This is a genomic window from Micromonospora sp. CA-263727 (assembly GCF_050942455.1).
Taxonomy (GTDB): Bacteria; Actinomycetota; Actinomycetes; order Mycobacteriales; family Micromonosporaceae; genus Micromonospora.
In genome coordinates, this window is the sequence record NZ_CP192031.1 from 4,384,699 (window position 1) to 4,408,592 (window position 23,894).

General features: G+C 70.0%; 18 protein-coding genes and 2 pseudogenes. 4 read left to right on the forward strand and 16 right to left on the reverse strand.

Annotated features, from left to right (window positions below; genetic code table 11):
• Positions 1-36: 36 nt before the first annotated feature.
• The 9 genes from ACQPYA_RS19135 to ACQPYA_RS19175 form a co-directional block, all read right to left on the reverse strand.
• Positions 37-609, reverse strand: a complete 573-nt coding sequence (locus ACQPYA_RS19135) for a sigma-70 family RNA polymerase sigma factor (protein ID WP_433528463.1) — start codon at positions 607-609, stop codon at positions 37-39.
• A gap of 32 nt (positions 610-641) precedes the next feature.
• A complete protein-coding gene (locus ACQPYA_RS19140; protein WP_433528464.1) occupies positions 642-3,254 on the reverse strand; it encodes a right-handed parallel beta-helix repeat-containing protein in 2,613 nt (870 codons plus the stop codon).
• A gap of 35 nt (positions 3,255-3,289) precedes the next feature.
• The gene (locus ACQPYA_RS19145; protein WP_433528465.1) at positions 3,290-4,918 is read right to left on the reverse strand and encodes a S8 family serine peptidase; all 1,629 of its coding nucleotides are present in this window, start codon (positions 4,916-4,918) and stop codon (positions 3,290-3,292) included.
• A complete protein-coding gene (locus ACQPYA_RS19150; protein ID WP_433528466.1) occupies positions 4,915-6,693 on the reverse strand; it encodes an RICIN domain-containing protein in 1,779 nt (592 codons plus the stop codon). Before ACQPYA_RS19150 ends, ACQPYA_RS19145 begins: the two co-directional genes overlap by 4 nt.
• A gap of 249 nt (positions 6,694-6,942) precedes the next feature.
• A complete protein-coding gene (locus ACQPYA_RS19155; protein ID WP_433528467.1) occupies positions 6,943-7,803 on the reverse strand; it encodes a fumarylacetoacetate hydrolase family protein in 861 nt (286 codons plus the stop codon).
• Between the two features lie 14 nt (positions 7,804-7,817).
• Positions 7,818-9,263, reverse strand: a complete 1,446-nt coding sequence (locus ACQPYA_RS19160) for an amidohydrolase family protein (protein ID WP_433528468.1) — start codon at positions 9,261-9,263, stop codon at positions 7,818-7,820.
• 18 nt (positions 9,264-9,281) lie between these two features.
• Positions 9,282-10,124, reverse strand: a complete 843-nt coding sequence (locus tag ACQPYA_RS19165; protein WP_433528469.1) for an alpha/beta fold hydrolase — start codon at positions 10,122-10,124, stop codon at positions 9,282-9,284.
• Positions 10,121-10,504 (reverse strand): RidA family protein, encoded by a 384-nt coding sequence (locus ACQPYA_RS19170; RefSeq protein WP_433528470.1) that lies wholly within the window; start codon positions 10,502-10,504, stop codon positions 10,121-10,123. The genes ACQPYA_RS19165 and ACQPYA_RS19170 overlap by 4 nt, the downstream gene beginning before the upstream one ends.
• Before the next feature lie 15 nt (positions 10,505-10,519).
• Positions 10,520-11,743 carry an FAD-dependent oxidoreductase gene (locus ACQPYA_RS19175; RefSeq protein WP_433528471.1) on the reverse strand — a complete coding sequence of 408 codons (1,224 nt, stop codon included), beginning with the start codon at positions 11,741-11,743 and terminating at the stop codon, positions 10,520-10,522.
• 288 nt (positions 11,744-12,031) lie between these two features.
• Here ACQPYA_RS19175 and ACQPYA_RS19180 point away from each other — a divergent pair, with 288 nt between their 5' ends.
• Positions 12,032-12,634 (forward strand): helix-turn-helix domain-containing protein, encoded by a 603-nt coding sequence (locus ACQPYA_RS19180; RefSeq protein ID WP_433528472.1) that lies wholly within the window; start codon positions 12,032-12,034, stop codon positions 12,632-12,634.
• Here the strand turns inward: ACQPYA_RS19180 and ACQPYA_RS19185 are convergent.
• The 7 genes and pseudogenes from ACQPYA_RS19185 to ACQPYA_RS19215 form a co-directional block, all read right to left on the reverse strand.
• Positions 12,597-13,790: an ROK family transcriptional regulator gene (locus ACQPYA_RS19185; protein WP_433528473.1), complete on the reverse strand. Its 1,194-nt coding sequence runs from the start codon at positions 13,788-13,790 to the stop codon at positions 12,597-12,599. The two genes, ACQPYA_RS19180 and ACQPYA_RS19185, sit on opposite strands and share 38 nt — an antisense overlap.
• A complete protein-coding gene (locus ACQPYA_RS19190; RefSeq protein WP_433528474.1) occupies positions 13,787-16,276 on the reverse strand; it encodes a beta-glucosidase family protein in 2,490 nt (829 codons plus the stop codon). The genes ACQPYA_RS19185 and ACQPYA_RS19190 overlap by 4 nt, the downstream gene beginning before the upstream one ends.
• A gap of 43 nt (positions 16,277-16,319) precedes the next feature.
• Positions 16,320-17,108, reverse strand: coding sequence for a carbohydrate ABC transporter permease (locus ACQPYA_RS19195; RefSeq protein WP_433528475.1), 789 nt, complete (start codon positions 17,106-17,108; stop codon positions 16,320-16,322).
• 109 nt (positions 17,109-17,217) lie between these two features.
• A complete protein-coding gene (locus tag ACQPYA_RS19200) occupies positions 17,218-18,006 on the reverse strand; it encodes a carbohydrate ABC transporter permease (protein ID WP_433528476.1) in 789 nt (262 codons plus the stop codon).
• A 113-nt stretch (positions 18,007-18,119) separates the two neighbouring features.
• A complete protein-coding gene (locus ACQPYA_RS19205) occupies positions 18,120-19,412 on the reverse strand; it encodes an extracellular solute-binding protein (RefSeq protein ID WP_433528477.1) in 1,293 nt (430 codons plus the stop codon).
• 497 nt (positions 19,413-19,909) lie between these two features.
• Positions 19,910-20,599: a pyridoxal phosphate-dependent aminotransferase gene (locus ACQPYA_RS19210; protein WP_433528478.1), complete on the reverse strand. Its 690-nt coding sequence runs from the start codon at positions 20,597-20,599 to the stop codon at positions 19,910-19,912.
• A 116-nt stretch (positions 20,600-20,715) separates the two neighbouring features.
• A pseudogene (locus tag ACQPYA_RS19215) lies at positions 20,716-21,015 on the reverse strand (aminotransferase class I/II-fold pyridoxal phosphate-dependent enzyme); the annotation flags it as partial.
• Between the two features lie 336 nt (positions 21,016-21,351).
• Here ACQPYA_RS19215 and ACQPYA_RS19220 point away from each other — a divergent pair.
• The 3 genes and pseudogenes from ACQPYA_RS19220 to ACQPYA_RS19230 all read left to right on the forward strand — a co-directional run bounded on the left by ACQPYA_RS19220 (position 21,352) and on the right by ACQPYA_RS19230 (position 23,890).
• Positions 21,352-22,197, forward strand: coding sequence for an ABC transporter substrate-binding protein (locus tag ACQPYA_RS19220; RefSeq protein WP_433528479.1), 846 nt, complete (start codon positions 21,352-21,354; stop codon positions 22,195-22,197).
• Between the two features lie 230 nt (positions 22,198-22,427).
• Positions 22,428-22,976, forward strand: a pseudogene (locus ACQPYA_RS19225) (amino acid ABC transporter permease); the annotation flags it as partial.
• Between the two features lie 122 nt (positions 22,977-23,098).
• On the forward strand, positions 23,099-23,890 hold the full coding sequence (locus ACQPYA_RS19230) for an amino acid ABC transporter ATP-binding protein (protein WP_433528480.1): 792 nt from the start codon (positions 23,099-23,101) through the stop codon (positions 23,888-23,890).
• Positions 23,891-23,894: the final 4 nt, after the last annotated feature.

A 23,894-nucleotide genomic window follows, 5' to 3' on the forward strand; every position in this document is an offset into this window, starting at 1 on the left:
GTGACGCCCTCACCGAGGGCCGGCACGGGTACGGCGTCAGCCGCGAGCACCACACCCGGCGCTGCTCGTCACGCCGCGGCGATGCAACGCGCGTTGCAGCTCGCGGGTGGCGTTGTGGGTACGGGACTTGACGGTGCCCGGGGGCACGCCCAGCACCCCGGCCACCTCGCGGTGCGTACGGTCCTGGTAGTAGACCAGGAGCAGGGCCTCGCGGTGCGCCGCCGAAAGGCTCCGCAGCGCCGGCTCCAGCACGGCCCGGTCCAGAGCGGCATCGTACAAACTCTCCGCCGGCCCCCATTCCACGGCGGTGACGTCCTCGGCGACCTCCACGGGGCGGGCCGTCACCCGCCGGGCCTGGTCGATGCAGAGGTTGTGGGCGACCCGGGAGAGCCAGGCCTGCGGTGATCGGGCGCTGGCCACCGAGGCCAGATTCCGCCAGGCCCGCAGCAGCGTCTCCTGGACCAGGTCCTCGGCGCGGTGCGGGTCGCCGGGCAGCAGCCGCCGGGCGTACCGGTGCAGCGCGGGGCGGCTCTGCGGCACCAGCACCCGCTCGTACCAGGTGACCAGGTCGGTCTGGGTTGGCTGAGGATCGCACTGGAGGGTCTGCATCGGATACCTCATCTCTGGCCGTACGAACCGCCTCAGGCAACGGAGCCGGCGGCGGAGACGTCGGACGCGGTCAGCCGCAGCAGGTCGTCCGTCGACGGGTCGGCGAGGTCGGCCACCCGCTGCGCCTGGTGTTCGGTCATCCGCTGGAAGACCTGCCGCGCGGCGCGACCGTTGCCGAAGCCGTGGCCGTGATCCATCGCGGCGAAGAGGGCGTGTACGGCGGTGCGCGCATCCTCGGCGAGCTGGTACTCGTGCCGCCGGCACTGGGCCTCGACGATGCCGGTCAGCTCGGCGGGCCCGTAGTCCTCGAAGCTCATCGTCCGGGAGAACCGGGAGGCCAGGCCCGGGTTCGACGCGACGAACCGGCTCATCTCAAGCGGGTATCCGGCGACGATCACCACCACGTCGTCGCGGTGGTCCTCCATCAGCTTGACCAGGGTGGCGATGGCTTCCTGCCCGAAGTCGTTGGTGTGTCCGGGCGGAACCAGCGAATACGCCTCGTCGATGAAGAGCACGCCGCCGAGGGCCCGGCGGAAGACGGCCCGGGTACGGGGTCCGGTGTGCCCGACGTACTCGCCCACCATGGTGGTCCGGTCGGCCTCGATCAGATGACCGCGTTCCAGCATGCCCAACGCGGCGAGCAGCCGCCCGTACAGGCGGGCGACGGTGGTCTTGCCGGTGCCGGGGTTGCCGGCGAAGACCAGGTGCCGGCTCAACGGCGGCGAGGCCAGCCCGGCCTGCTGGCGGCGGCGTACCGTCTGCATGAGTTTGATCTGGGCCTGCACGTCCTGCTTGACCCGGTCCAGACCAACCAGCGCATCCAGTTCGGCCAGCAGGTCCGGCAGGTCGGCCTCGGTGGGGGTGACCGCCTCGGCGGCCGCAGTGGTCTCGGTCGCCGAGACGCCGGCCGCCTCGGCCGCGCCGGCCGCCGCCGGGACCTCGGATCGACCGGCGGCGGCAAGCGCGGCCGGCGGCAACAGCGACCTCGCCACCTCGGTCAGCCGGATCTCCTCGAACGACGGCCTGGCCTGCGGGTCCACGTCGACGTCGAGTTCGGTGTCGCGGATCCGGGCACGGATCACGGCGGGCGTCGCCCCGGCACCGATGTGGATCGCCGGGTACCCGCTGCCGGTGAAGACACAGTCGACGTACCGGCCGCCGCCGCCCTCGGCGACGAAGAGCGCGTTCTTCGCACCGGCCGTACACGATGTGGCCGTCACCTGCGGTTTCGCCCCGGTCCACACCACGATGCCGGAGCCGCTGGCATCATGCACCGCGCATCGGTCGACGGTGCCCCCGCTGTCCTGCTCGAAGACGATCCCGGCGGTGCCCGCGCGGTCGATCCGGCAGTCGGCCAGTTCCACGGTGCCGCCGACGCCGACCTGCACCCCGGCCCGGCCGCTGGCGTCGACCACGCACTCGGTGAGCCGTACCGGCCGGGTCCCGCCGACGACCACCCCGTTGCGGTTCCCGGCGAGCACGCTGCCGGTGACCGTCACCTCGGCGCTGTCGGCGGTGCTCAACCCGGCGAGACCGCAGCCGTACACCCGGCCGCCGGTCAGCTCGGCCCGGCCGGTTCCGATGGCGTGCAGGCCGTGCTCCGCGCAGGGCCCCAGCCAGGCGCCGGTGGCGCTCAGCCGGCCGGCGCCGCCGACGTGCAACACGCTGTAGGTCGAGTCGCCGAGCGCGGTCCCGGTGAGCGTCACCGCGCCGTGGTCGGTGACGAAGAGCCCGTTACCGGCACAGCCGCGGACCGAACCGGCGTCGATCGAGACCTCGGCCTCGTCCCGGCACACCACGCCGGTCGCGCCGGCCCGATCCACGTCGCAGCGGGTCAGCACCAGCTTCGAGTGGTCGGCGGCGACCACGCCCGCGGCCGCCGCGTCGGTCAGCCGGCAGCCGACCAGCTCCACCCGGGCGGAGCCGGATGCGAAGACCGAGTCGCCGCCGCTGCGGGACACCACGACGTCGCGACCGGCGACCGACGCGGACTCCTCGGCGCTGATCCCGTTGCGGCCGGCCGCGGCAACCGTGCCGCCGGCCAGCTCGAAGCGGGCGGTGCCGCGCGCCCGTACGCCGGAGCCGGTGACCGCGCCGATCCAGGTGTCGCAGAACGTGACCTGCGCCGACTCGCCGGCCACCACACCGATTCCGTCGATGTCGGTGACGACGCAGCGCTCCAGCAGGACGACGGCACCGCCGGTGGCGTACAGGCCGGCCAGCCGGGCGCCGGTCAGCCGGCAGTCGCGCAGCACCGCGCGGGCCTGCCCGGTGACCTCGATCCGGCCGCCGAGCAGGCCACAGCCGACGAGTTCGGCGCTGCCCTCCTCGATGCGCAGCAGCGGCTCACCGGGATCGGCACCGGCCAGCGTCAGGTCGGTCAGCGTCGCCGCCGCGGTGATCCGCACCGGAGTGCGGGACGCCAGCGACACACTGCCCGGTCCCCGCTCGGCCCGTAACCGCACCGCGGCGTCGACCAGCAGTTCCTCGTCATAGCGACCGGGCGCCAGCAGCACGGTCTGACCGTCGGCGGCGGCCCGCAGACCGGCCGCGATGCTCTGCGCGGCACCCCGTTCGCCGGGTGCCACCCGGATGATGTCCGTACCGGCGCCAGGCCGGCGGCCCCGCAGTACGTTCCGTGCCACCCTTCACCCCCGCTGCACACCGTCGGATGCGGTGCTCACGGCTTTCCGCTGCGCACCAGTTGGTCCGCGCCTTCGGCGCGGCTGCCGAACGGGTCGTCGGCTCGCTCCACGGCCAGCCGACGCCGGGCGCGCGCCGCCCGGTAGCGGCCCCAGAGCCGCCCGGCCGCAAGGAGCGCCCCGATCGCGGCGAGCACCGACAGCACCGCCGGCCAGGAGACCGGCTGGCTCCGCTCGTGGCGCTCCACCGTCGTGCCGGGCAGCCCCCCGTCGACCAGCGGGCCCGTGACCGCGGCGTACGGGTCGACCCGCCCGACGCCCTCCGGGAGGGTGGCGGCTCCCCGGTCGGCGGTGCTGACGAGTTGCCGGCCGACCTGTCCGGCGGAGAGTCCAGGGTGGGCGGAGCGCACCAGGGCTGCCGCGCCCGCGACGAACGCGGCGGCGTACTGCGTACCGTCGCCCAGGTAGCCGCCGGTGCCGGCCGCGCCGATGCTGCGGACATTGGTCGCCGGAGCGAGCAGGTCCACTGCGCCGGGCGGGTAGGCGGCCGTGGGTCGCTGGTCGTGGCGGAGGCCACCGACGCGGAGCAGGCCGTCCGCCGGGGCCACGGTGGTGTCGGCGGCGGGTGCCGGCGCGACCACGAGCACCCCGCGGCCGATCGCCTCGTCGAGCGCCGCCCGGACCGTACGGTCGGTGACGTCGACGGCGGCACCGAGCAGGATCACCTTCGCCCCGGTGGCCACCGCGACCTGGATGGCGGTGACGGACGCCGGCGGGCTCGCCGGGACGCCCCGATCCACCAGCCGCACCGGAATGATCACGGCTTTCGGCGCGACCCCGACCCGTTCGCCGTCCGTGCCGTCGTCGGCGGCGACGATGCCCGCCAGCGCGGTGCCCGAGCCGAGGCAGTCGATGTCGCCGAGGCCGTTGCCGGAGACGATGTCCACACCTCGGGCGAGCCGGTCGCCGAGTTCCGGCCGGCCCGCCGCCACGCCCGAGTCGACGACGGCCACTCGGACGCCGGCACCGGTGGTGATCCGCCACACCCGCTGCGGAGCGACCAGACGTTGCCCCCACGTCGACTCGGCCGGTAGTGCGGCGGCAAGGGTCGGCCGGCACCCGGAGCGGCCGGACGGCGCGGAGCCGGAACCGCGTTGTGGGGCCTCAGGAGCGAGCGGCGCCGTCCCCCGTCCGGGCGCGCTGCCCGGGTTGGTGGCCGGGCCAGCCGGGGTGGTGGGAGCGGAGCGGGTGGACGGGCTGGGCGAGGAGGTCACGGTGGCCGCCGCGGCTGTCGTGGTGGGCAACACGCCGTGCCGCAGGCCGGTGCCGATCGCGTCCCAGGGCAGCACGAGGTGCCAGCCCTCGTTCAACCGCCCGGGGTCGGTCAGCCGCCCGCCGTCGGGCTGCCGCCGCCCGGTGTTGAGTTCCAGGATCTCGCCGGCCCGCTCGGCGTCGCCGAGGAACCGGGCGGCGATGGTCCAGAGGCTCTCCGGCTTGCCCTGGTACGACGCCATCACCGTGTAGTAGAGGACGTAGTGCTCCACCTGCGGATCGGCCGGCGCGGCCCGGACGGCCCGCAGGTCGATGACCGCCATCGTGCCGGCCGCCGTCACCGCCGTGAGCGTCGCCAGCCCGGTCAGGGCCAACCGGGTGAGTGGCCGGGTCACCAGTCGGCCCTTCGGATCAGCGCCCAGTCGTGGTCGTCGCCGGAGAGGCACCCGTACACCTGCAGACGCGCGTCCAGGCCACCGGTGGCTCCGCCGGGCACCTCAAGACAGAGGTTCGAGGCGGTGTTGACGATCCGGTAGAACTGGACCTTGCCGGACTTCACCGTGGGTTGTAGCCGCCAGTACTGGTTCTCGTCGTCGAAGCAGCCGGTCTCGTTGAGCTGCGTCTCCGGCGGCACGGAGCCCCGGCCGGGCAGGTCCAGGCAGTACTGGTCGGTGACGTTGCGGATCCAGTAGAGCTGGTTGCCGGACCCGTCGACCCGGCGCGGGACGAAGGCGAACTCCTGGTTGTCCGGCGTGTGCGGGTAGCAGAGGTTCTGGTTGACCGGCCCGTCACGCGGCCCGGGGCCGGTACCCGGAATGTCCACGCACATCCTGGTGCCGAGGTTGTAGATGAAGTACGGCCCGTACGGGCGGTTGTCCGCGGCGACGTCCTTGGCCTTGACCGGCGGCTGGTCGGAGTCGACCGAGTCGGTCTTCGGCGGGGCGCTCGACTTCGTCGCCTTCGGAGCCGGTGGGGTGGCCGGCGCGGACGTCGTGCCGGTGCTCGCCCCGGGTGTCCGCTCGGGCGCGCTGGTGGGGCTCTTCGACGGAGAGGCCGAGGGCGACGGGGCGGCCGGCGGGGCCAGCCGGGGGTCCTTGGCGTACTCGGTCTCGAAGTGGCGCACCTGTTCGGTCAGGGCGACGACGCGTTCGCCGCCCGGCACGTCGGCCAGCGAGCGGACCGACGGGTCACCTCGCAGGAACGCCGCCAGCGCGAGCGGGTAGTCGTCCACCCCGGATCCGGGCACGGCTTCCAGCAGCGCGCACATGGTCTCGCCGAGCGCCGGCACCGCCGAGGTCGGGGTCCACGGTGAGGCCACCGCCGACGGCCGTACGTAGGCCACCCACACCTGCGGCAGGAACTGCGCGATGCCCTGCTCGCCGGTCGGGCCGAGCCGCTGCGGGTCGAACGCGGAGGTGGCCATCAACTGCGCGGCCACCCGGGCCGGCGGCAACTGCGGGCAGACGGCGCCGGCCGCCACGATCGATTCGAGGTACGCCTCGGGGACCGGCAACGGTGCCGCCTCGGCGACCCGCTCCGCGACTACCGGCGCGGTGGTCTCGGGCGCCGCCGCGCCACTGCCACCGAAGGCGGGCTGTAACGCGTACCAGATGGCGTACCGCTCCACGGTGTCGACGTACTCGCGGGCGCCGGTCGGCACGTCACCGGTCTCGACGACCGACTCGACGCCGACCCGGTGCGCCGCCAGCGCCAGCTGCCACCGGTCACCGTCGAGCTTGAGCACCCGGATCTGGCCGACCAGTTGGCACATGTGGTGGGCGAGCGCGGTGACGCTGGCCTGCCGGTCGTCCGGCCGTGCCCCGTCCCACGGCGCCCACTTCTGCCACACGGTCGGCACCAGCCCGGCGGTGCCCTGCGCGCCGACCGCCTGCACCGCCTCGACCGGGGTCGCGGCGAACCGGGACGCGGCCATCACCTGACCGGCCAGCCGTGCCGGGGTCAAGGTGGGGCACGCCGTGGCCGCCTCGGTCAGCAGCCGCACGTCGGCGTCGGAGACGCGGGTGCCGGCCAGCGGCTGCCCGGCGTCGGCCGGACCGGGCGCCATCGACGCGGTCATCGTGACCATCGCGACCAGCACGAGGGCTGTCCCCACGGATGCCCGACGGCCGGCCCTCGTCGACATGCTCATCCGGGTCGTCTCGCTCGGCACCGGCCCCACACCTTTCCTCGCAGCGTCCGCAGTGGACTCAGATGCAAGTTAGATGCCGACTGCGTGGAGCACGGGCGACCAAAGGTGAGAGAGCGTGAACATTAAGTGAATCAGCGGATCGGGCGACGCGGGTGGCCCTGCTACCAGGGTCGTCGCGGGTACTTGCCGGTGGCGAGATTGCGGATCAGCCGACGACGATGCCGCTCTGGGTCATCCGGGGGTCTTCGAGCGGAATTGATCGATCAACCGCTAGTCCTCGATCCGGATCGTGGTGCTGAGCGAGCCAAGTCCGGTGGCCGTGACCTCCACGACGTCACCGTCCTCGAGGAAGCGCGGCGGGTCGAACCCGATCCCGACGCCCGCCGGTGTGCCGGTGGCGATGATGTCGCCGGGTTGCAGCGTGATACCTGCCGAGATCGTCTCGATCAGACTGGGGACATCGAAGATCAGGTCCGAGGCGGGGGCGCTCTGCCGGGGCGCGCCATTGACGGTGCAGGTGAGCACGAGTTCGGCCAGGTCGATCTCGTCGCGGGTCACGGCCCAGGGCCCCAGCGGGGCGAACCCGTCCTGCGACTTGCCGAGGAACCACTGCTTGTGGTCGCGTTGCAGGTCCCGCGCGGTGAGGTCGTTGACGAGGGTGTATCCCCAGACATGGTCCATCGCCGCGCTCCTGCCGATGCCTCTGCCTCCGACGCCAATGATCACGGCGAACTCGGCCTCGTAGTCGACCTGCGTCGTGACCGCTCGCGACACCGTCACCACCGCCCCCGGGTCGGCGACAGCGCTGGGCGCCTTGGTGAAGATGATGGGGAACGCCGGCACCGTCACCGAAGCACCGGAGTCGTATCCGCTCGCGGCGAACTCGGCGGCGTGCTCGCGGTAGTTCTTCCCGACACACATGATGTTGCGGACCGGGCGCGGGATCGGCGCAGTCAGCACGAGATCGTCGTACGCGTGGGTGACACCGGTGGCCACGATCGGCTGCCGCCGCTCGATGAGACCCAGCACTCCGCGTTCGGGATCGTCCAGCGCGATCTCGGCGACCCGGTCAGGGGCGGTGACGACGCCGACCCGGCAGCCGGCGCTGGTGCGGAAACTGACGAACTTCACAGCGACTCCTCTGGTTACTCGGCAACGGCATGCGCCGCGCCGAGCTTCTCCTGCTTACGCAGATCGTTGATCAGGTCGAGGCGCTGTTCACCCGACCAGTCGAGCTGGGTCTTCGGCGCTTCCCCACCCTCGAAGACCCGGTCGTAGGTGAGCAGCTCCCACCCGTACTCATGGGGCAGGTAGTCGTTGCGCAGGAACCGCGTACGGATGTCCTCGGGAAAGGTCTGCACCACGCCGTTGAGAATCACGTGCGACATCTTTCCGGGCTGATAGAGAGCCCGGATGTCCTTCAGCGGATCGCCGTCGACGACGATGATGTCGGCCAGTTTGCCGACCGCGAGTACACCCAGGTCGTCCGGGAGTCCCATAGCGTTGGCGCCGTGTTTGGTGCCGGCCTGGATCGCCTCGAGTGCGCTCATGCCGGTGTAGCGCATGAGGATCTCCAGCTCGCGCGCGTGCCACTCGCCGTACGGAACGGTGGCGAAGCCACTGTCGGTGCCCATGGCGAACTTGACGCCGGCCTGGTAGGCGCGGTGCAGGGTCTCCATCGTCGCCTCGTTCATCCGTGCCGTCGCGTCGACGATGCTGCGGCGATTGCGGGAGACCTTGGCGAACTCGACGATGTGATGCATGAACAGCTGGGTCGGGGCGAGCGGGATCCGCGACGCGGCCAGGTTGGCTATCGTTTCGTCGCTCATGTAGTTGCCGTGCATGATGTGATCGAAGCCGGCCGCCACGGCGGCGTTCATCTCGTCCGAGCCCCGGGCGTGGATAGTGATCTTCAGACCGAGCTGGTGGGCAAGGTCCGCGGCCATCTTCAGCTCGTCGTTGGTGAACGCCTGGAAGTCGCCGTAGGGGCTGTCCGCGAGTTTGATCAGGTCGACGCCGGCCTTCTTCTGCCTGCGGATCTCCGCGACCATTTCGGCGGGGGTGTTGGTCAGCCGGCCGATACTGGACTCGGGCACGCCGGTGGCGTCGGGAAACCAGTCGGTGAGGCCGTTGCTGGTGGTGAGGTAGCGGCCGGCGGTCGTCATCCGGGGTCCGTGCACGAGCCCGCGGCGGATGCCCTCGCGCAGCCCGACACCGATGAAGTAGCTGCCACCGGGCTGGGAGATGCTCGTGACCCCGGCGGCGAGGACCTTCTCGATGTTCGCCGCGGCGATCAGGGTCCGCAGCTCGGGCGGGGTGTAGACGCTGATTTCCTCTTCGGTGCGGGCGAGGCCGTATGTCATGTGGCAGTGGATGTCGATGAGGCCCGGCATGACGGTCTTGCCGCGCGCGTCCAGGACGGTGAGGTCGGCGCCACGGGGGATGTCGGTTTCCCGGGTGACGCTACCGATCTTCACGATGCGGGCGTCACGCACCAGAACCGCGCAGTCCTCGCGCGGAGGGTTGGCATCACCGTCGATAACGGTTCCATTTTCGATCAGCAACCATTTGTCGGTCATCTTGACGTCCATTCTGATCTTGGGGAGCGATCATGCCGGCGTTGCGACGAAGTCGTGCAGGTGCGCCACGAACGTGGCGGGGTCCTCGAAGTACGGCGCGTGGCCGCAGCCGGGCATGACGACCAGCTTTGATCCCGGCAGCAGGTCACGGGCGATGTAGGCCATGCGCACCGGTGTCCACCGGTCGTTTTCGCCCCATACCAGCAGCACCGGGATTCCGGGACGAAGCTCGTGCAGACGCTCGGTCTGCAGGTCGGAGTTGGCCTCCTCGTTGAGGTGGGCGGCGGCGGCGAGCAACGCGCCGTGCGCCCCCTCGGACGAGTTGATCATCGACTCTTCCCGTACCCACGCTGCCGTGACGTTCGCCGGGTCGGCTACCAGAAAGCCCAACTTGGCACGAACGCGCTCCGGGGTGCCGTTGGCCACCGCCTCCGGCGGCACCTTGTCCCCGTCGTCCAGTGGCGCGATGCCCATGGTGCCGATCAGCACGAGCCGCTCGACCAGTTCGGGGCGGTCGCAGGCGATGCGGGCGGCGACGAGGCCGCCCAGCGAGGTGCCGGCGATGACGACGTCGCGTAGGTGCAGTGCGTCGAGCACGTCGGCGACGTACGCGGCGAACGCCTGGGGCCGGTAGTCGATGCCGTCGCGCTTGTCGGCGAAACCGTGGCCGGGGAAGTCGATGGCGAAGACGTGGAAACCGGCGGCCACCAGCGCGGGAACCGCCGGGACGAACCTGTCGGCCCGCGATCCGACACCGTGCAGACAGACCAGTACGCGGTCGCCGCTGCCGGCCTCGATCACCCGGGTCCGGACCCCGCGCACGGTGACCGGGTACGCGATGACCTTCTCACGGCCGGCGTTGAACGCGGTCACGACCGCACCCGCGCGATGGCCTCGATCTCGACGACGAACTCGGGTTCCACCAGGCCGGCCACGATCAGCAGAGTGTTCGGCGGATAGACACCCTGCGGATAGATCTCGGCGAACACCGCCTTGCGGGTGGCCATGAACGGCGCGATCGTCTTTCGGCCGACGACGTACGTGGTGAACTTGATGACGTCGGCGAAGCCGAGCCCTACGGCCGCCAGGGCCACGCCGACGTTGGCGAACGCCCCACGGACCTGGCCGGCGGTGTCGGTGGCACCGGTGCCGAACTGTCCGGCGACGGCAACGAGGTCACCGGAGACGCTGACCGGCGAGTAGTCCCCGAAGGACGACAGTCCCTCGACGACCGGGAGGTAGGTGACGGACATCGGCGTTCCCCTTCTTCAGTGTTCGGCGGTGCTGGCGGCCAGTTCCTGCTCAAGGTGAGGTGCCTGGGCGTCGTACTCGTGGATCCAGCGCACGTTCTGGTAGAGGTCGCGCAGGGTGGCGTCCCGCAGCGGGATCTCCGGCCCGTCGGGCAGGTGGAAGAGGCGGTTGCTGACCCAGGAGATCTTCTGGACCCGCTGGGCGCGGTCCATCCGGATCCGGCAGTACGCCCCGAGCCGATCGGCAAGCGTCGCCGGGCCGGACGCGGCCAGCAGATCGGCGAGCACGACCGCGTCCTCGACGCACTGGTTGGCGCCCTGGCCGTGGTGTGGCACCAGTCCGTGTGCGGCGTCACCGAGCAGAACCACGTTGTCGCGCACCCAGCTCGGCAGGGGCCCGAGGCCGAACAGCGCCCACCGGTCGGTGTGGTCGACCGCTTCGATCATCTGCAGCACGGCCGGGTGCCAGCCGTGGAAGGCATCGACCGCTTCCTCGGTGGTACCCGGAATCCGGACGCCCCGCGGGGTCGGCCAGATGGTCGGTCCTTCCACTGCGGCCAGGAACGTCGCGTACCTGTAGTCCGGGCCGATCGGGAAGTGCAGGAAATGCTTGTCGGCACCGAGCCAGAACTGGGTGGCGGTGGGGTCCGGCAGCAGCGAGCACGCCTCGATCGGCACCACGCCCCGGAAACCGCTGGTCCGCGAGTACATGGTGTGGTCCAGGCCGTCGGTCATCCAGGTGCGGACCTTCGACCAGATCCCGTCGGCACCGACCACCAGGTCGGCCTCCACCGTGGCCCCGTTGCCGAAATGCAGGAGCGTGGTCCGGCCGGCGCGCTCCAGCCGGTCCAGGCGGTGCCCGAGGTGGATGGTGCCCGGCTGCACCGCCTCGGCGAGGATCTTCTGCAACGCTTGGCGGTGGATTCCGTAGTACGGTGCGCCGAACTGCCGCCGATACCAGCCGCCCTCGGTCAACGGGAAGCCCACGATGCGCTCGGCGCTCAGGCCGCTTCGGAAGATCACCTCAGTGGGCTCGGACCCGTACTCGGCAAGTGGCGCAGCCAGGCCGAGACGGTGCAGCAACCGGGTGGCGTTCGACCAGAGCGCGACGCCCGCGCCGACCTCGTCGAGGACGTCGGATCGCTCGTACACGTCGGCCGCGATGCCCCGCTGCTGCAGGGCGATGGCCAGGGTCAGGCCGCCGATGCCGCCGCCGACGATGGCGATCCGGTTTTCAGGCACGGGGAACTCCTCGCGTTGCGCGGTACGAATGGACGCCGGGCCGGCGCTCGCCCGATCTGGCACGGTGCTCACTCCGGTGGCACCGCGCACGCCTCAAGACGCGCCGCTCATTAAGCTATGCTGAACATGAGCGCTGGCGGCATTGGTATTTTTCATGTTCAGGCCGACCATAACAGAGCCAGAACTTCAGCGCTACTTCAATTTTCCGATCTTGGCGACTGCCTCGAAGACGCCACGAGCACGGGGTCGGCCCGCTAAGGTCACCGTGCGGTGGGGAGAATGAACGCTGTGACGACACCCTCATCCTCTGTTGCGACGGACACCGAATCCGCCACCCGCGATCTCGGCCGGGAGATCCGCCGGATCCGCTCCGAGCGCGGCTTGACCCTGCTCGACGTCGCGAACCTCACCGGGTTGAGCGTGTCGATGCTGAGCATGCTCGAACGAGGGCGTACCGGCGTATCGGTCGGATCGCTGGTCGCGGTCTCGTCGGCGCTCGGGGTACCGGTCGGTGAGCTGTTCCACGCCCCGACGTCACCGGGGGCGACGGTCGTCGCCCGTGCCGACCAGACAGAGATCACCGTTGGCGCCGGCGTCAACCGTCGACTGGTCCTCGCCGACCCGCAGCACGGCATCGAGATCGCCGAGTTGCACCTGCCGCCCGGCGCGCACACCGGCGACGAGCCGGTTCGGCACGAGGGGCACGAGTATCTGACCGTGCTGGAGGGCACGCTCACGGTGGAGATCGCCGGCGAGATCCGACGGCTGGGCACCGGCGATGCGTTGCATCTGGACGCCCGACAGCTGCATCGGTTCGCCAACACGTCCGACTCGCCGTCCCGGTCCATGCTGGTCATGCACCGCCCAGTGGTGTCCGGTTACGGGCACTGAGCGCCGGGCCGGTCGACGGGCACGGAATCGGGCGGATGTCGGCCCACGGGAACCGGTCCAGGGCCGCCCGGATCGCACCTCGGATCACCGCGGCGTTGTCCAGTTCCGACAACCGGACCTCGACGAACGGTGGACCGTCCCGGCGGACCAGAGCAGTGATCCGGTCGGCCAGCAGCGGCCCCAGTTCGGCGCTGAGCGAGCCACCGAGCACGATGAACCGCGGCGCCAGGATCCAGCCCAGGGCGGACAGCCCGCGCGCGAGGATCGCGGCGAAACGCTGCACCTCGGCAAGGGACTCCGGGTCCCCGGCCCGGGCGCGGCGCACCAGTTGGAGGCCCTCGGCGCGACGAGCGGCCGGCTGCAACCGGCCAAGCCCGATCAACGACGAGGTGGCCAGTTCGTCCAGGCCGAGTATCTTGGCCCAGAAGATCTCACCGGCGGCGCCGTCGACGCCCCGATACGGCACGCCGTCGACCACGATGCTCATGCCGTTGTACTGCCCCTCCAGCATCAACCAGAGGACGTGGTCAGCGCCCGGTGTGGCGCCCTCCCAGAGCTCGGCCAGGACCGCCAGCTTGGCGTTGTTCTCCACGTGTAGCGGGCACTCGAAGTCGGCGGCGAACTCGGCGGCGAGGTTCACTCCGGTCCAGCCGCGCATCGACAGCTCCAGGGAGACCGTACCGCTGTCATCGACGTTGCCCGGGGTGGCGATGGCGACCGCCCCGATCTGGCCGGGCGCGAGGCCCGCCGCGGCCAATGCGGCCTCGATGGTGTCGCGGGTCAGCGCCACGCGTGCGGCCCGGTCGGGCTCGCCGACCGCAGCACGCTCGATCGAGGCCAGGGGGCGGCCACGCAGATCGGCGACGACGGCGGTGGAACGATCGTGTGCGATGTCGACGCCGAGCACGGCACCGGCACGGTCGCGGAACTCGAAGTGACGACGCGGACGACCGCGGCCGTTCTCCTGCGGCTGTGGTGGGCTGGTGCGGATCCAGCCGTCCTTCTCAAGGTCGGTGAGGATCAGTTCCACGGTCCGTCGGGAGACCCCGATCGCCTGGGACAGGGTGGCCAGCGGCAGCCTGCGCTCGCGGTAGAGGGCACGCAGGACGCTCTCGGCGTTCACGCGGCGCATCGCCCGCGGGTCGAGCCCGGTCATGGTTGCCTCCTGGACTGTCCGCGGGCCGGAACCACTGTCACGGTGGCGCGCAGTGCCGGATCGGACAGGGCCGCGCCGGCAGTGAGGGTGAAGTCCCCGACTTCGAACTGCCAACCGCCATCCCAGTGCGCGAACGCCCGAGCCGCAAGTTCGACCTCGACGACCGCACTGGCACCGGCGGCTATCCGCACGGCGGCGAATCCGGCCAGCCAGACAACCGGGCGCTCGACGCGGGAATCGGGGCGGGAAGCGTACACCTGCACCACCTGTTTTCCCGCGCGGCCGCCCGTGTTGCGCACGGCCACCGAGACAAGGAACCGCCCCTCCGGGGTGGCCTCCACCGAATCGGGGACCTGGATCTCGTCGAAGCTCCAGGTGGTGTAGCCGAGGCCGTGCCCGAACTGGTAGGCCGGCTCGATGCCGAGCCGACGCCAGTTGCGGTACCCGACGTGAATGTCCTCGGTGTACTCGACTGCCCCGCCGACCGGCTCGACGCGCAGGATCGGCACCTGTTCGTCGCTGGCGGGCCAGGTCGTGGGCAGCCGGCCGCCGGGCTCGGCGGCGCCGACGAGCAGGTCGCCCAGCGCGTCGCCGAGTTCCTGGCCGCCGAACCACACCTGCAGCACCGCGCCGACCTGCTTGGCCCACGGCAGCAGCGCCGGTGCCCCGCAGTTGACCACCGCGACGGTCCGCGGGTTGGCGCCGGCCAGCGCCGACACCAGGTCATCCTGCCGTCCGGGCAACGCGAGCGTCGTACGATCCGCCCCCTCGGCCTCGCGTTCCTTGTTGGTGCCGACGACCACGACCACCACGTCCGCCGCCCTCGCCGCCTCGACCGCCTCCGCGATGAGCGCATCGTCGTCGAGGGCGGGGGGCAACAGCCCGAATCGGAATCCCAACGCGTTCTGCATGCCGGTGGCCGGGCCACGGACCAGCGTGAAGACGAGATCGATGGGCTGGCCGGCGACGGTGTCGACCGGGAACGATCGGATCGGTGCGGCCAGCAGCGCGGCGCCGAGGTCGGTACCCTCCGGCCGGATGTCGTCGTCGAACACCACCCGGCCGCCAGCCTCGACACGGACGGTACCCACCGTGCTCACACCCAGCAGCAACGTGCCGGTGGTGTCCGGCGTGTACGTCGTCGAAACCCGCAGCGCCGCCGTACGCTCGATCGGCGCGTCGCCGCCGAACCAGACCAGGTTGCTGGAACGTCGATCCTCGGCGTGGATCTCCTCGGCGTGGACCTCCTCGGTGCCGGCGAGGAACACCACGCGCACACCAGGTTCACCGGAGTGCGGATTACGCATCTGGGTCAATGCGAGGAACCCCAGGCCGTTCTCCACCAGCGGCCCCGGCCGGAACTCCACTGTCGCGTCGGGAAATGCGGCGCGGATGCCCTCCAGCGGAGTGACGACATGGTCGGGAACCACGCTCGCACTGCCGCCGCCCTGCGTACGGGGACTACGCGCGCTGTGCCCGACAACCAGGATCCGACCGACCGTCGCCGGGTCGACCGGTAGCAGGCCGGTGTTCTCGAGCAGGACCGCACCCGCGGCGGCCGCCTCGCGGGCGAACGCGGCGCTCGCCCGGCCGGACGTGGTGCGGGCGACCTTCGGCGGGTACCCGTCGAGCCGGCCGAGCCGGGCCGCGAGCCGCAGGATGCGGTGCACCTTCCGGTCGATCACCGCCTCGGCGATGTCACCGGCGCGCACCGCCGCGACCAGCGCTTCGCCCCACGGCCCGTCCGGTCCGGGCATCGCCAGGTCCTGCGCGTACCGCGCGCTCTCCAGCCGGCGTACGCCGGTCCAGTCGCCGACGACGACCCCGTCGAAGCCCCACTCGTCGTTGAGCGGCGTCTCCAGCAGGTCGTTCTCACTGGCGGTACGTCCGTTGATCGAGTTGTAGGCACTCATCACCAGCCAGGCCCCGGCCCCGGACACTGCCTTCTCGAACGCCAGCAGGTAGACCTCACGCAGGGCCCGGTCGGTGACCCGGACATCGACGGTGTACCGCTCGGTCTCGAAGTCGTTGCAGACGTAGTGCTTCGGGGTCGCGCCGATGCCGCGCTCCTGGATGCCTTCGACGTAGGCCGCCGCGAGGTCGGCGGTGAGTACCGGATCTTCGCTGAACGCCTCGAAGTGACGTCCGGACGTCGGGGTGCGGTGCATGTTGATGGTCGGTCCCAGCACGACGTCGATGCCCTTTCGCTGTGCCTCGTCGGCAAGGACCTCGCCGTAGGCCCGGGCGATCTGCCGGTCCCAGGAGGCGGAGAGTGCGGTCGCCGACGGCAGGTTCACCGATGGGTCTCGCTCGTCCCATGCCTGGCCACGGATACCAGACGGTCCGTCGGAGAACGTGATCGGCTGCAACCCGATCCGGTCGATGCGGTGTGTCGACCAGAAGTCCCGCCCGGTCAGCAGTCGAACCTTCTCCTCGAGTGACAGCCGGGCGCAGAGTGCCGTCAGGCCGTCGTCTGTGGATACCACGATGGTGGGCGCCTTTCTTGCAGGGCGGGGCCGGGGATTCGACTCACTTGGTGCCGGTGGTGGCGATCCCCTGGACGAAGTAGCGCTGGAGCACGAGGAAGAGCGCGAGCACGGGCATCACCACGACGGTGGCACCCGCCAGCAGCAGTCCGTAGTTCACGGTGTTCGAGCCCGCCGATATCAGCGCGATCGCGACCGGCAACGTGTACATGTCCTCGGTCTGACCGGCGACCAGCGGCCAGAGGAACTCGTTCCACGACGAGAGGAACTGCAGGATCGCCAGGGTGGCGAGGGCCGGACCGCACAGTGGCACGATGATCGTGAACAGGATGCGGAACTCCCCCGCGCCGTCCATCCGGGCCGCTTCGATCAGCGAGTCGGGAATGCCGGCGATGAACTGCCGCATGATGAACACGCCGAGCGGCGCCGCCAGGAACGGCAGGATCAGGCCACGATAGGTGTTGATCAGACCCATCTTGGTGACCAGCACGAACAGCGGAATGAACGTCACCACGGTCGGCACCGTCAGCATGGCCATGACCAGCCCGAACAGCGGCCGTCGACCGGGGAACTCCAGCTTTGCCAGGGCATAGCCGAGCATCGTGCAGAACAGCAGGTTGCCGAGTACGACGGAGACAGCGACCACCGAACTGTTCAGGAAGTAGTGGCCGAACTGGACGCGGGTGAACAGGTCGTGGAAGTTGTCGAGGGTGGGCTGCTGGGGCAGGAGCGTGACCTCGTCGGAGAGAATCTCCCGCTGGGGTTTGAACGCACCGGTGATCATCCAGACGAACGGGAACACCGTCACGATCAGTGTCGCGGAGAGCGCCACGTAGAGGAGCCCACGCCGGAGAAGTACGGTACGCCGTTCGCGGCGTCGCCGAGGCCGGGGCTGCGCCGCCGCGGTCCGGGGGGTAGCCGATGTGGAAACCTGTGTCATGTCAGTCCCTGTTCCGAAGCAGCCGAAACTGCAGGAGCGTGACGAGCCCGATGGCGAGCGCGAGCAGGTAACTGGCCGCCGACGCGTAGCCGTAGCGTCCGTAACCGAACTGTTCGTAGGTGAAGTAGGTGACCGACGTGGTGCTGCCCAGCGGGCCGCCCCCGGTCATCACGAACGCTTCCTCGAAGAACTGGAAGTAGTAGACACTGATCAGGACGCAACCGAGCAGGATCGTCGGGCGGAGCAGCGGCAGGGTGTGGCTGAAGAAGCGCTGTAACGCGTTGGCGCCGTCGACCTTGGCCGCTTCGAACACGTCTTGCGGCAGACCCTGCAAACCGGCCAGGAAGATCACCATGAGGGTGCCCATGTTGCGCCACGTGGCCAGGCCGATCAGCGACGGCATCGCCCAGGCCGTGTCGTGCAGCCAATCCGGACCGACGATCCCGATCTCCGCCAGCACCTGGTTGAGCAGGCCGCCGGGGTCGAGAATGTATTTCCATACCACGGCGATCGCCACCATGCTGGTCACCACCGGGGTGTAGAAGCCCATCCGGAACAGCGACCGGAACCGGTTGATCCCGGTGTTGAGCGCAAGCGCCAGCAGGAGGGCGACCGCGACGGTCAACGGAACGCCCACGCCCGCGAAGTAGACCGTGTTCACGACGGCCGACCGGAAGCCGGCGTCCTGCATGAGCCGGATGTAGTTCTCCAGACCCACCACCTCGACGGCAAGCGGGTCACGCAGGTCCCGGCTGCTCAGATCGGTCAGGCTCAGCAGCAATGAGGTCACCAACGGCACGATCATGAAGACCAGGAAGAGCAGTGAGAAGGGCAGCGCGAGTAACCACGCGACGAGGGCACGCCGGCGTCGACCACCGCCTGCGGTGCGACAGTCGCCACGTGTTACTCCAGCCCGATGCCGGAGAGTTCGCTCTGCATCTGCTTTGCCGCCTCGGCGGGTTCTAGGGTCCCCCGGGCAATCCGCTCGCCGTATCGGGCGAAGACATTGGCGATCTGGTTCCAGGTCGCCACCGCTGGCGCAGTGCCAGTCGCCGTCAGCTGTTCGCTGAACACCGCGGTGCTGGGGTCGGTGGTCAGCCCGGCCGGTTCCCAGGCAGCGGTGACGGCGGGCAGGTCGCCGGTTGCCCGGGAGAAGGCTGCCGCCTGCTCGGGCTGGGACAGGTAGCGGATGAACTTCCACGCGCCGTCCGGGTTCTTGGCGTCCTTGAAGACCGCCAGTTGCCCGCCGTCGAGCCAGCTCTTCGCGTTCTTCGGGCCGGCCGGCAGAGATGCGACGCCGATCTTGGTGGAGTATTCCGCACCGAGCAGTTCCTTGAGCGCGGGAACCAGCCACGGGCCGTTGATGGCCGCACCGATCTTCCCGTCGACCAGACGTTGTTCGACCGATCCCCATGGTTCGTAGGTGCCGGTCCGGCTGGCCACTCCGTCGACGAAGAAGGAGCGGTACTTTTCCAGACCGGCGACCACCTCGGGGGTGTCGACGGTGAACTTGGTCAGGCCCGCGTCGGTCAGTTCGGCACCGGCCTGCCACAGGAACGGGATCAGGGTCTGCTCCGTGAATCCCAGCTCGCCGGTCGGAAGCAGCAACCCCTGCTCCGCCCCGGCCTCCTGTAGCCCCTTCGCGAACGTGGTGAACTCGTCCCAGGTCTTGGGCGCCTGCACACCCGCCTTGTCCGCAAGGTCCTTCCGGTAGAACAGCGTGCGGGTGTCCACGTAGAGCGGCACCGAGTACGACGTTCCGTCGATCTTCGTGGCCTGTAGAGCCCCGGCGTCGAACGCGCTGTCGGCGACCAGACCGCTCGGCACCGGCGCGAAACCACCGGTGGCCACGAACGATGCGAGGGCCGACGGGTTGATCAAGGTGGCGTCGGGCGTCTCGCCGGAGGCGATCGCGGTGGAAATCTTGGTGGGGGCGTCGTCCCAGGGCACTGCCGTGATCGTGACGTTGGCACCGGGGTTGGCGGCGTTGAACGCGTTGGCGATCTCGGGCAGCTTCTCGCCCTCGGTGCCCATGGCCCACACGCGGATGTCGCCGGTGGCGGGCCCCTCCGAGATGGCCGGGGCGGCGGTCGGGGCACCGCCGGTCGGGTCGTCGTCGGCACGGCCGCAGGCGGCCAGTGGTATCGCCACCGCGACCGCAAGGATCGCGACGGGCAGCCGCTTCTGTCGAAACATTTGAGGGGTTCCCTTCGAGTCACGGAACGAACGGAAGCTGAAGCAGGTCAGTCGGAAGGCTCGATAATGCGCGAAGGTTTGTTAAAGCAGTATTGAAACCCACCGGGCAACCCCTGACAAGGATGCAACCCTGAGTAATTTGACGGGCACCGGGAAAGGAGCCGCCAGGATGCCCCGGTTCCGTCCTCAAGGACTCAAAACGGTCATGCCACGAGGACCAGCCAGCACCATCCGGATGCGCATGAGCTGGACATTCTCTCGGCGACTCCCGACCATCCGGTGCAAAGCTCGACCGGTCGCGCGCCTCGCCACCGAACCCGTCGGCCAGCCACGCCCGACCTGCCGCTGATCACCCGATCAGCAAGGCTCAAACACGCCGACCCAACCAAGTTCAGCTTTGCTGAACTTGGTTGGGCTCGCAAGCTAGACGGCGCAGACGAGTTATGCGAGACTCACCCATAAACATGGGCCACACCACGACCGCGCCCCGGTCCGGTTCAGCGAGCGCTCATCGAGCGCAGCCGGTCCAGTTCCTCGCGGATGATCCGCAGCGCCGGTCCGAGCCGGGCGTCCGGGGCGGTGAGGGCCACCCGCACGAATCCGTCCACACCCGAATAGACGCGGCCGGAGGAGACGACGACGCCCCGTGCGCGCAGCACGGCACACACCTCGTCGCTGTGGTGGCCGCTCGACCGCACGTCCAGCCACAGGTAGAAGCCGCCGAGCTCGACGGTGGCGGCCGGCGGCGCCCAAGGGCCGAGCAGGTCGACGGCGGTGCGGTGCCGCTGGCGGTAGAGGGCGGCGAGTTCGGCGCCCCGACCGGGCAGCGCGCGTAGCGCTTCCATGGCGGCGAGTTGAGCCGTGATCGGTGCGCAGCCCGCGACCGTGCCGTGCAGCGCCGCCACGTCGCCGCGGAACCGGGGTGGGGAGATCAGCGCACCGACCCGCAGCCCCGTCATGGAGTAGGTCTTGGAGAAGGTACGGGCGCAGAAGGTGACATCCGGCCCATGGGTCAGCGGCGACGGGGCTCGGCCGCCCGCGTACACGATCGACTCGTATGCCTCGTCGGAGAGCAGATACGCGTCGTGACGCCGGACCAGTTCCACGAGCGACCGCAGCGCGTCGGCGGAGGCGACGGCGCCGGTGGGGTTGGCCGGTGAGTTGACGACGACCAGCCGGGCGCCCACGCGCAGGCCGTCCTCGATCCGGGCCAGGTCGGCGAAGCCGGCTCCGCTGCCCCCTGCGGGTAGCTGTGCACCGGGATACCCAGTCGCGTCGCGAGGATCCGGTAGTTCGGCCAGGCCGGGTCGGGAACGACTATCCCGGTCGCGGGAGCACCGGCCGCGGCCAGGGCGACCGCGACCGCGCCGGTGCCGCCCACGGTGATCACCACGTCGTCGCTCGCCGGCCGGTGGCCGGTACTCGCCGCCACGTCGGCGGCCACGAGTTCGCGCAGTTCAGGCAGGCCGAGTTTGGGTGTGTAGCCGGTCCGGCCGGCGCGCAGGCTACGGACCGCGGTCTCGACCAGGACGTCGGGCAGCGCCTGGTCGGGCTCGCCGATGCTCAGGTCGATCTCCCCGTCAGCGACCGCTCCCGCCATCATCCGGCGGACGGCCGTATCCAACGCCGGATCGTTACTCTCCGCTACGTCCGAGCTCACTCGGTCACCTCTCTCCCGCGCGTCGGCGACATGTCGTCGGCGGGGCCACCACCGACTCCGCAGCCAATGCTAGGTGCGGTTTCCTGTCGTGAGGATGTCGTTCTGGCGTGGCGGAAACCGCCGCCGACCAGTTGTGAAATGCGCCGGTAACAAGCCCCGCATTTCATTCACCTTGTCGCCGCCCCCGCAGGATGGCGACGCCAGCCCACGACCCAGTACCGCGGTTTCCAGATCCGACAGAAAGTACGGCCCAGCCTTCTTGTCGAAAACGGAGTTCCCATGCGTAAACCTCGCTCCCGGTCCCTCGTCGCCGGACTTGCCGTCTCTCTGTTCACCCTGCCGATCGCCGCGTGTTCGACCGAGACGACAGACCGCGGCGCGGACGGCCAGGCGGCCGTGACCCTCGTCGCCGCAGCGGACCCCTCGCTCCTGCCATACAATTTCCTCGATACCGACGGGAAGACCTGGAAAGGCATCAACGTCGACCTGGCGGCGGCATTGTCGGAAAAGCTCGGCAGCACCATCACCTTCCAGAGCGCAGGATTCGACACCATCGTCCCCGGGCTCGCCGCCGGGCGTTTCGACCTGGCCCTGACCGGGATGTTCGACACCCTGGAACGGCAGAAGACCGTCGACTTCGTCGACTATCTGGCGGCGAAGAACAACTTCCTGACGCTGACCACGTTCCGTGACGTGGCGTCGATGGACGACCTGTGCGGCGTACGGGTGGGCATCCCCGGGGGCGCGCTCGAATCCACCCTGCTCGCCGACGCCTCGGCCGAGTGCGTCAAAGCCGGCAAGCCGGCCATCGACGTCAACGAGTTCGCCGACCTCGACGCCACCGTCCTGGCCCTGCGCTCTGGCCGGATCGACGTGACCCCGAACGACTCGGCGGCGAACGCGTACATCAACTCGCAGAACAAGGACACGATGAAGGTCTCCGGCGGCTACCTCAACGAGGGGTACTTCGCGGCGGCCTTCCCGAAGAACAGTGAGCTGGCCAAGAAGGTCGAGGCCGCGTTCAGCGAGATCATCGATGACGGCACGTACGCCGGGATCCTGCGCGAGTGGGGCGTCGAGGACCGGGCACTGGAGGCGCCGATCATCAACGGGGCCACGTTCTGATGACCGTGCTACCGGCCAACACGGCGCGGGACGAGGACAGCGACGTCGTCGTCCCGCGCCGAAATCCGTGGCGGTGGGTCGGCACGGTGGTGTCGGTCCTGCTCGTCGTGGCGGTGGTCAACTCGTTCCTCACCAATCCCAACTACCAGTGGGACGTGGTGGCGACCTACCTGTTCGATCCCCGCATCCTCGACGGTCTGCTCACCACGCTCAAACTCACCGTGATCAGCATGGTGTTGGCCTCGGCGCTGGGTCTGCTGCTCGCCGTGATGCGCCTGTCGCCCGGTCGGCTGCCCCGTGGCGCGGCCGGCGTCTACATCTGGTTGTTCCGCGGCACGCCGGTGCTCGTGCAGCTGATCCTCTGGTACAACCTGGCGATTCTCGTACCGTCGATCAGCATCGGGATTCCGTTCGGGCCGACCCTGTTCTCGGCCCAGACGAACACCATCATCACGCCCTGGACCGCAGCCATCCTCGGCCTGGCCCTCAACGAGGCCGCCTACCTCGGCGAGATCATCCGCTCCGGCATCGTCTCCGTGGACCGGGGACAGAGCGAGGCGGCGAACGCCCTCGGTCTCAGCCGGGTCGACACCTTCCGGCGGATCGTGCTGCCCCAGGCCCTGCGCGTCACCGTCCCGCCGGCCTCCAACGAGGCGATCGGGCTGCTCAAGTATTCGTCGGTGGTCAGCGTGATCGCGCTGCCCGAGTTGCTCTACTCGGGCCAGCTCATCTACGCGCGCACCTACGAGACCATCCCGATCCTGCTCGTCGTCTGCATCTGGTACCTCGTCGTCGTCACCCTGCTGACGCTGCTGGAGCACTGGCTGGAGCGTCGGCTCGGCGTCGGTTTCCGCACCGGGGCCGGCGGCGACGTGAATCCACGGAAGGGCAGGTGGGCCCGATGGTGGTCCGGCAACCACTGGCCCCGACGGAGCAGCCGCTGGTCCAACTGCGCGGCATCCGTAAACGGTTCGGCAGCCACGAGGTGCTGCGCGGCGTCGACCTCGATGTCGACGCGGGCCAGGTCCTCTGCCTCGTCGGCGCCTCCGGCAGCGGCAAGTCCACCCTGCTGCGGTGTATCAACCACCTGGAACGACCCGACGCGGGCCGGGTGCTGGTCGGCGGCGAACTGGTCGGCTACGTCGACCGCGACGGCCGGCTGCACGAACTGCCGGAGAGCCGCATCCGTGCCCAGCGGGCCGGTATCGGCATGGTGTTCCAGCATTTCAACCTCTTCCCGCACCTGACCGTGCTGGAGAACGTGGTGACCGCGCCGATGCGGGTGCTCGGCTACTCCCGGGCCGCCGCCGAGGCGACCGCACACGACCTGCTCGCCCGGGTCGGCCTCTCCCCCAAGGTCAACGCCTACCCACGCAGCCTCTCCGGCGGCCAGCAACAGCGGGTCGCCATCGCTCGCGGCCTGGCCATGCGGCCCCGACTGATGCTCTTCGACGAGCCCACGTCCGCCCTCGACCCCGAGCTGGTCGGCGAGGTGCTCGACGTCATGCGAGGTCTCGCCGCCGACGGCATGACGATGATCGTGGTGACCCACGAGATGGGATTCGCCCGCGAGGTGGCCTCCCAGGTCGCCTTCATGTCCGAGGGCCTGATCGTCGAGCAGGGCCCGCCCGGGGAGCTGCTCGTCGCGCCACGGCACGAGCGGACCCGGTCCTTCCTGTCGAAGGTGCTCTGACCCG

Bases quoted from the DNA above. Each gene is read 5' to 3' on its own strand.
- ACQPYA_RS19135 (WP_433528463.1), bottom strand. From the start codon at position 609: ATGCAGACCCTCCAGTGCGATCCTCAGCCAACCCAGACCGACCTGGTC.
- ACQPYA_RS19160 (WP_433528468.1), bottom strand. From the start codon at position 9,263: ATGGACGTCAAGATGACCGACAAATGGTTGCTGATCGAAAATGGAACC.
- ACQPYA_RS19170 (WP_433528470.1), bottom strand. From the start codon at position 10,504: ATGTCCGTCACCTACCTCCCGGTCGTCGAGGGACTGTCGTCCTTCGGG.
- ACQPYA_RS19185 (WP_433528473.1), bottom strand. From the start codon at position 13,790: ATGACCGGGCTCGACCCGCGGGCGATGCGCCGCGTGAACGCCGAGAGC.
- ACQPYA_RS19205 (WP_433528477.1), bottom strand. From the start codon at position 19,412: ATGTTTCGACAGAAGCGGCTGCCCGTCGCGATCCTTGCGGTCGCGGTG.
- ACQPYA_RS19220 (WP_433528479.1), top strand. From the start codon at position 21,352: ATGCGTAAACCTCGCTCCCGGTCCCTCGTCGCCGGACTTGCCGTCTCT.
- ACQPYA_RS19230 (WP_433528480.1), top strand. From the start codon at position 23,099: ATGGTGGTCCGGCAACCACTGGCCCCGACGGAGCAGCCGCTGGTCCAA.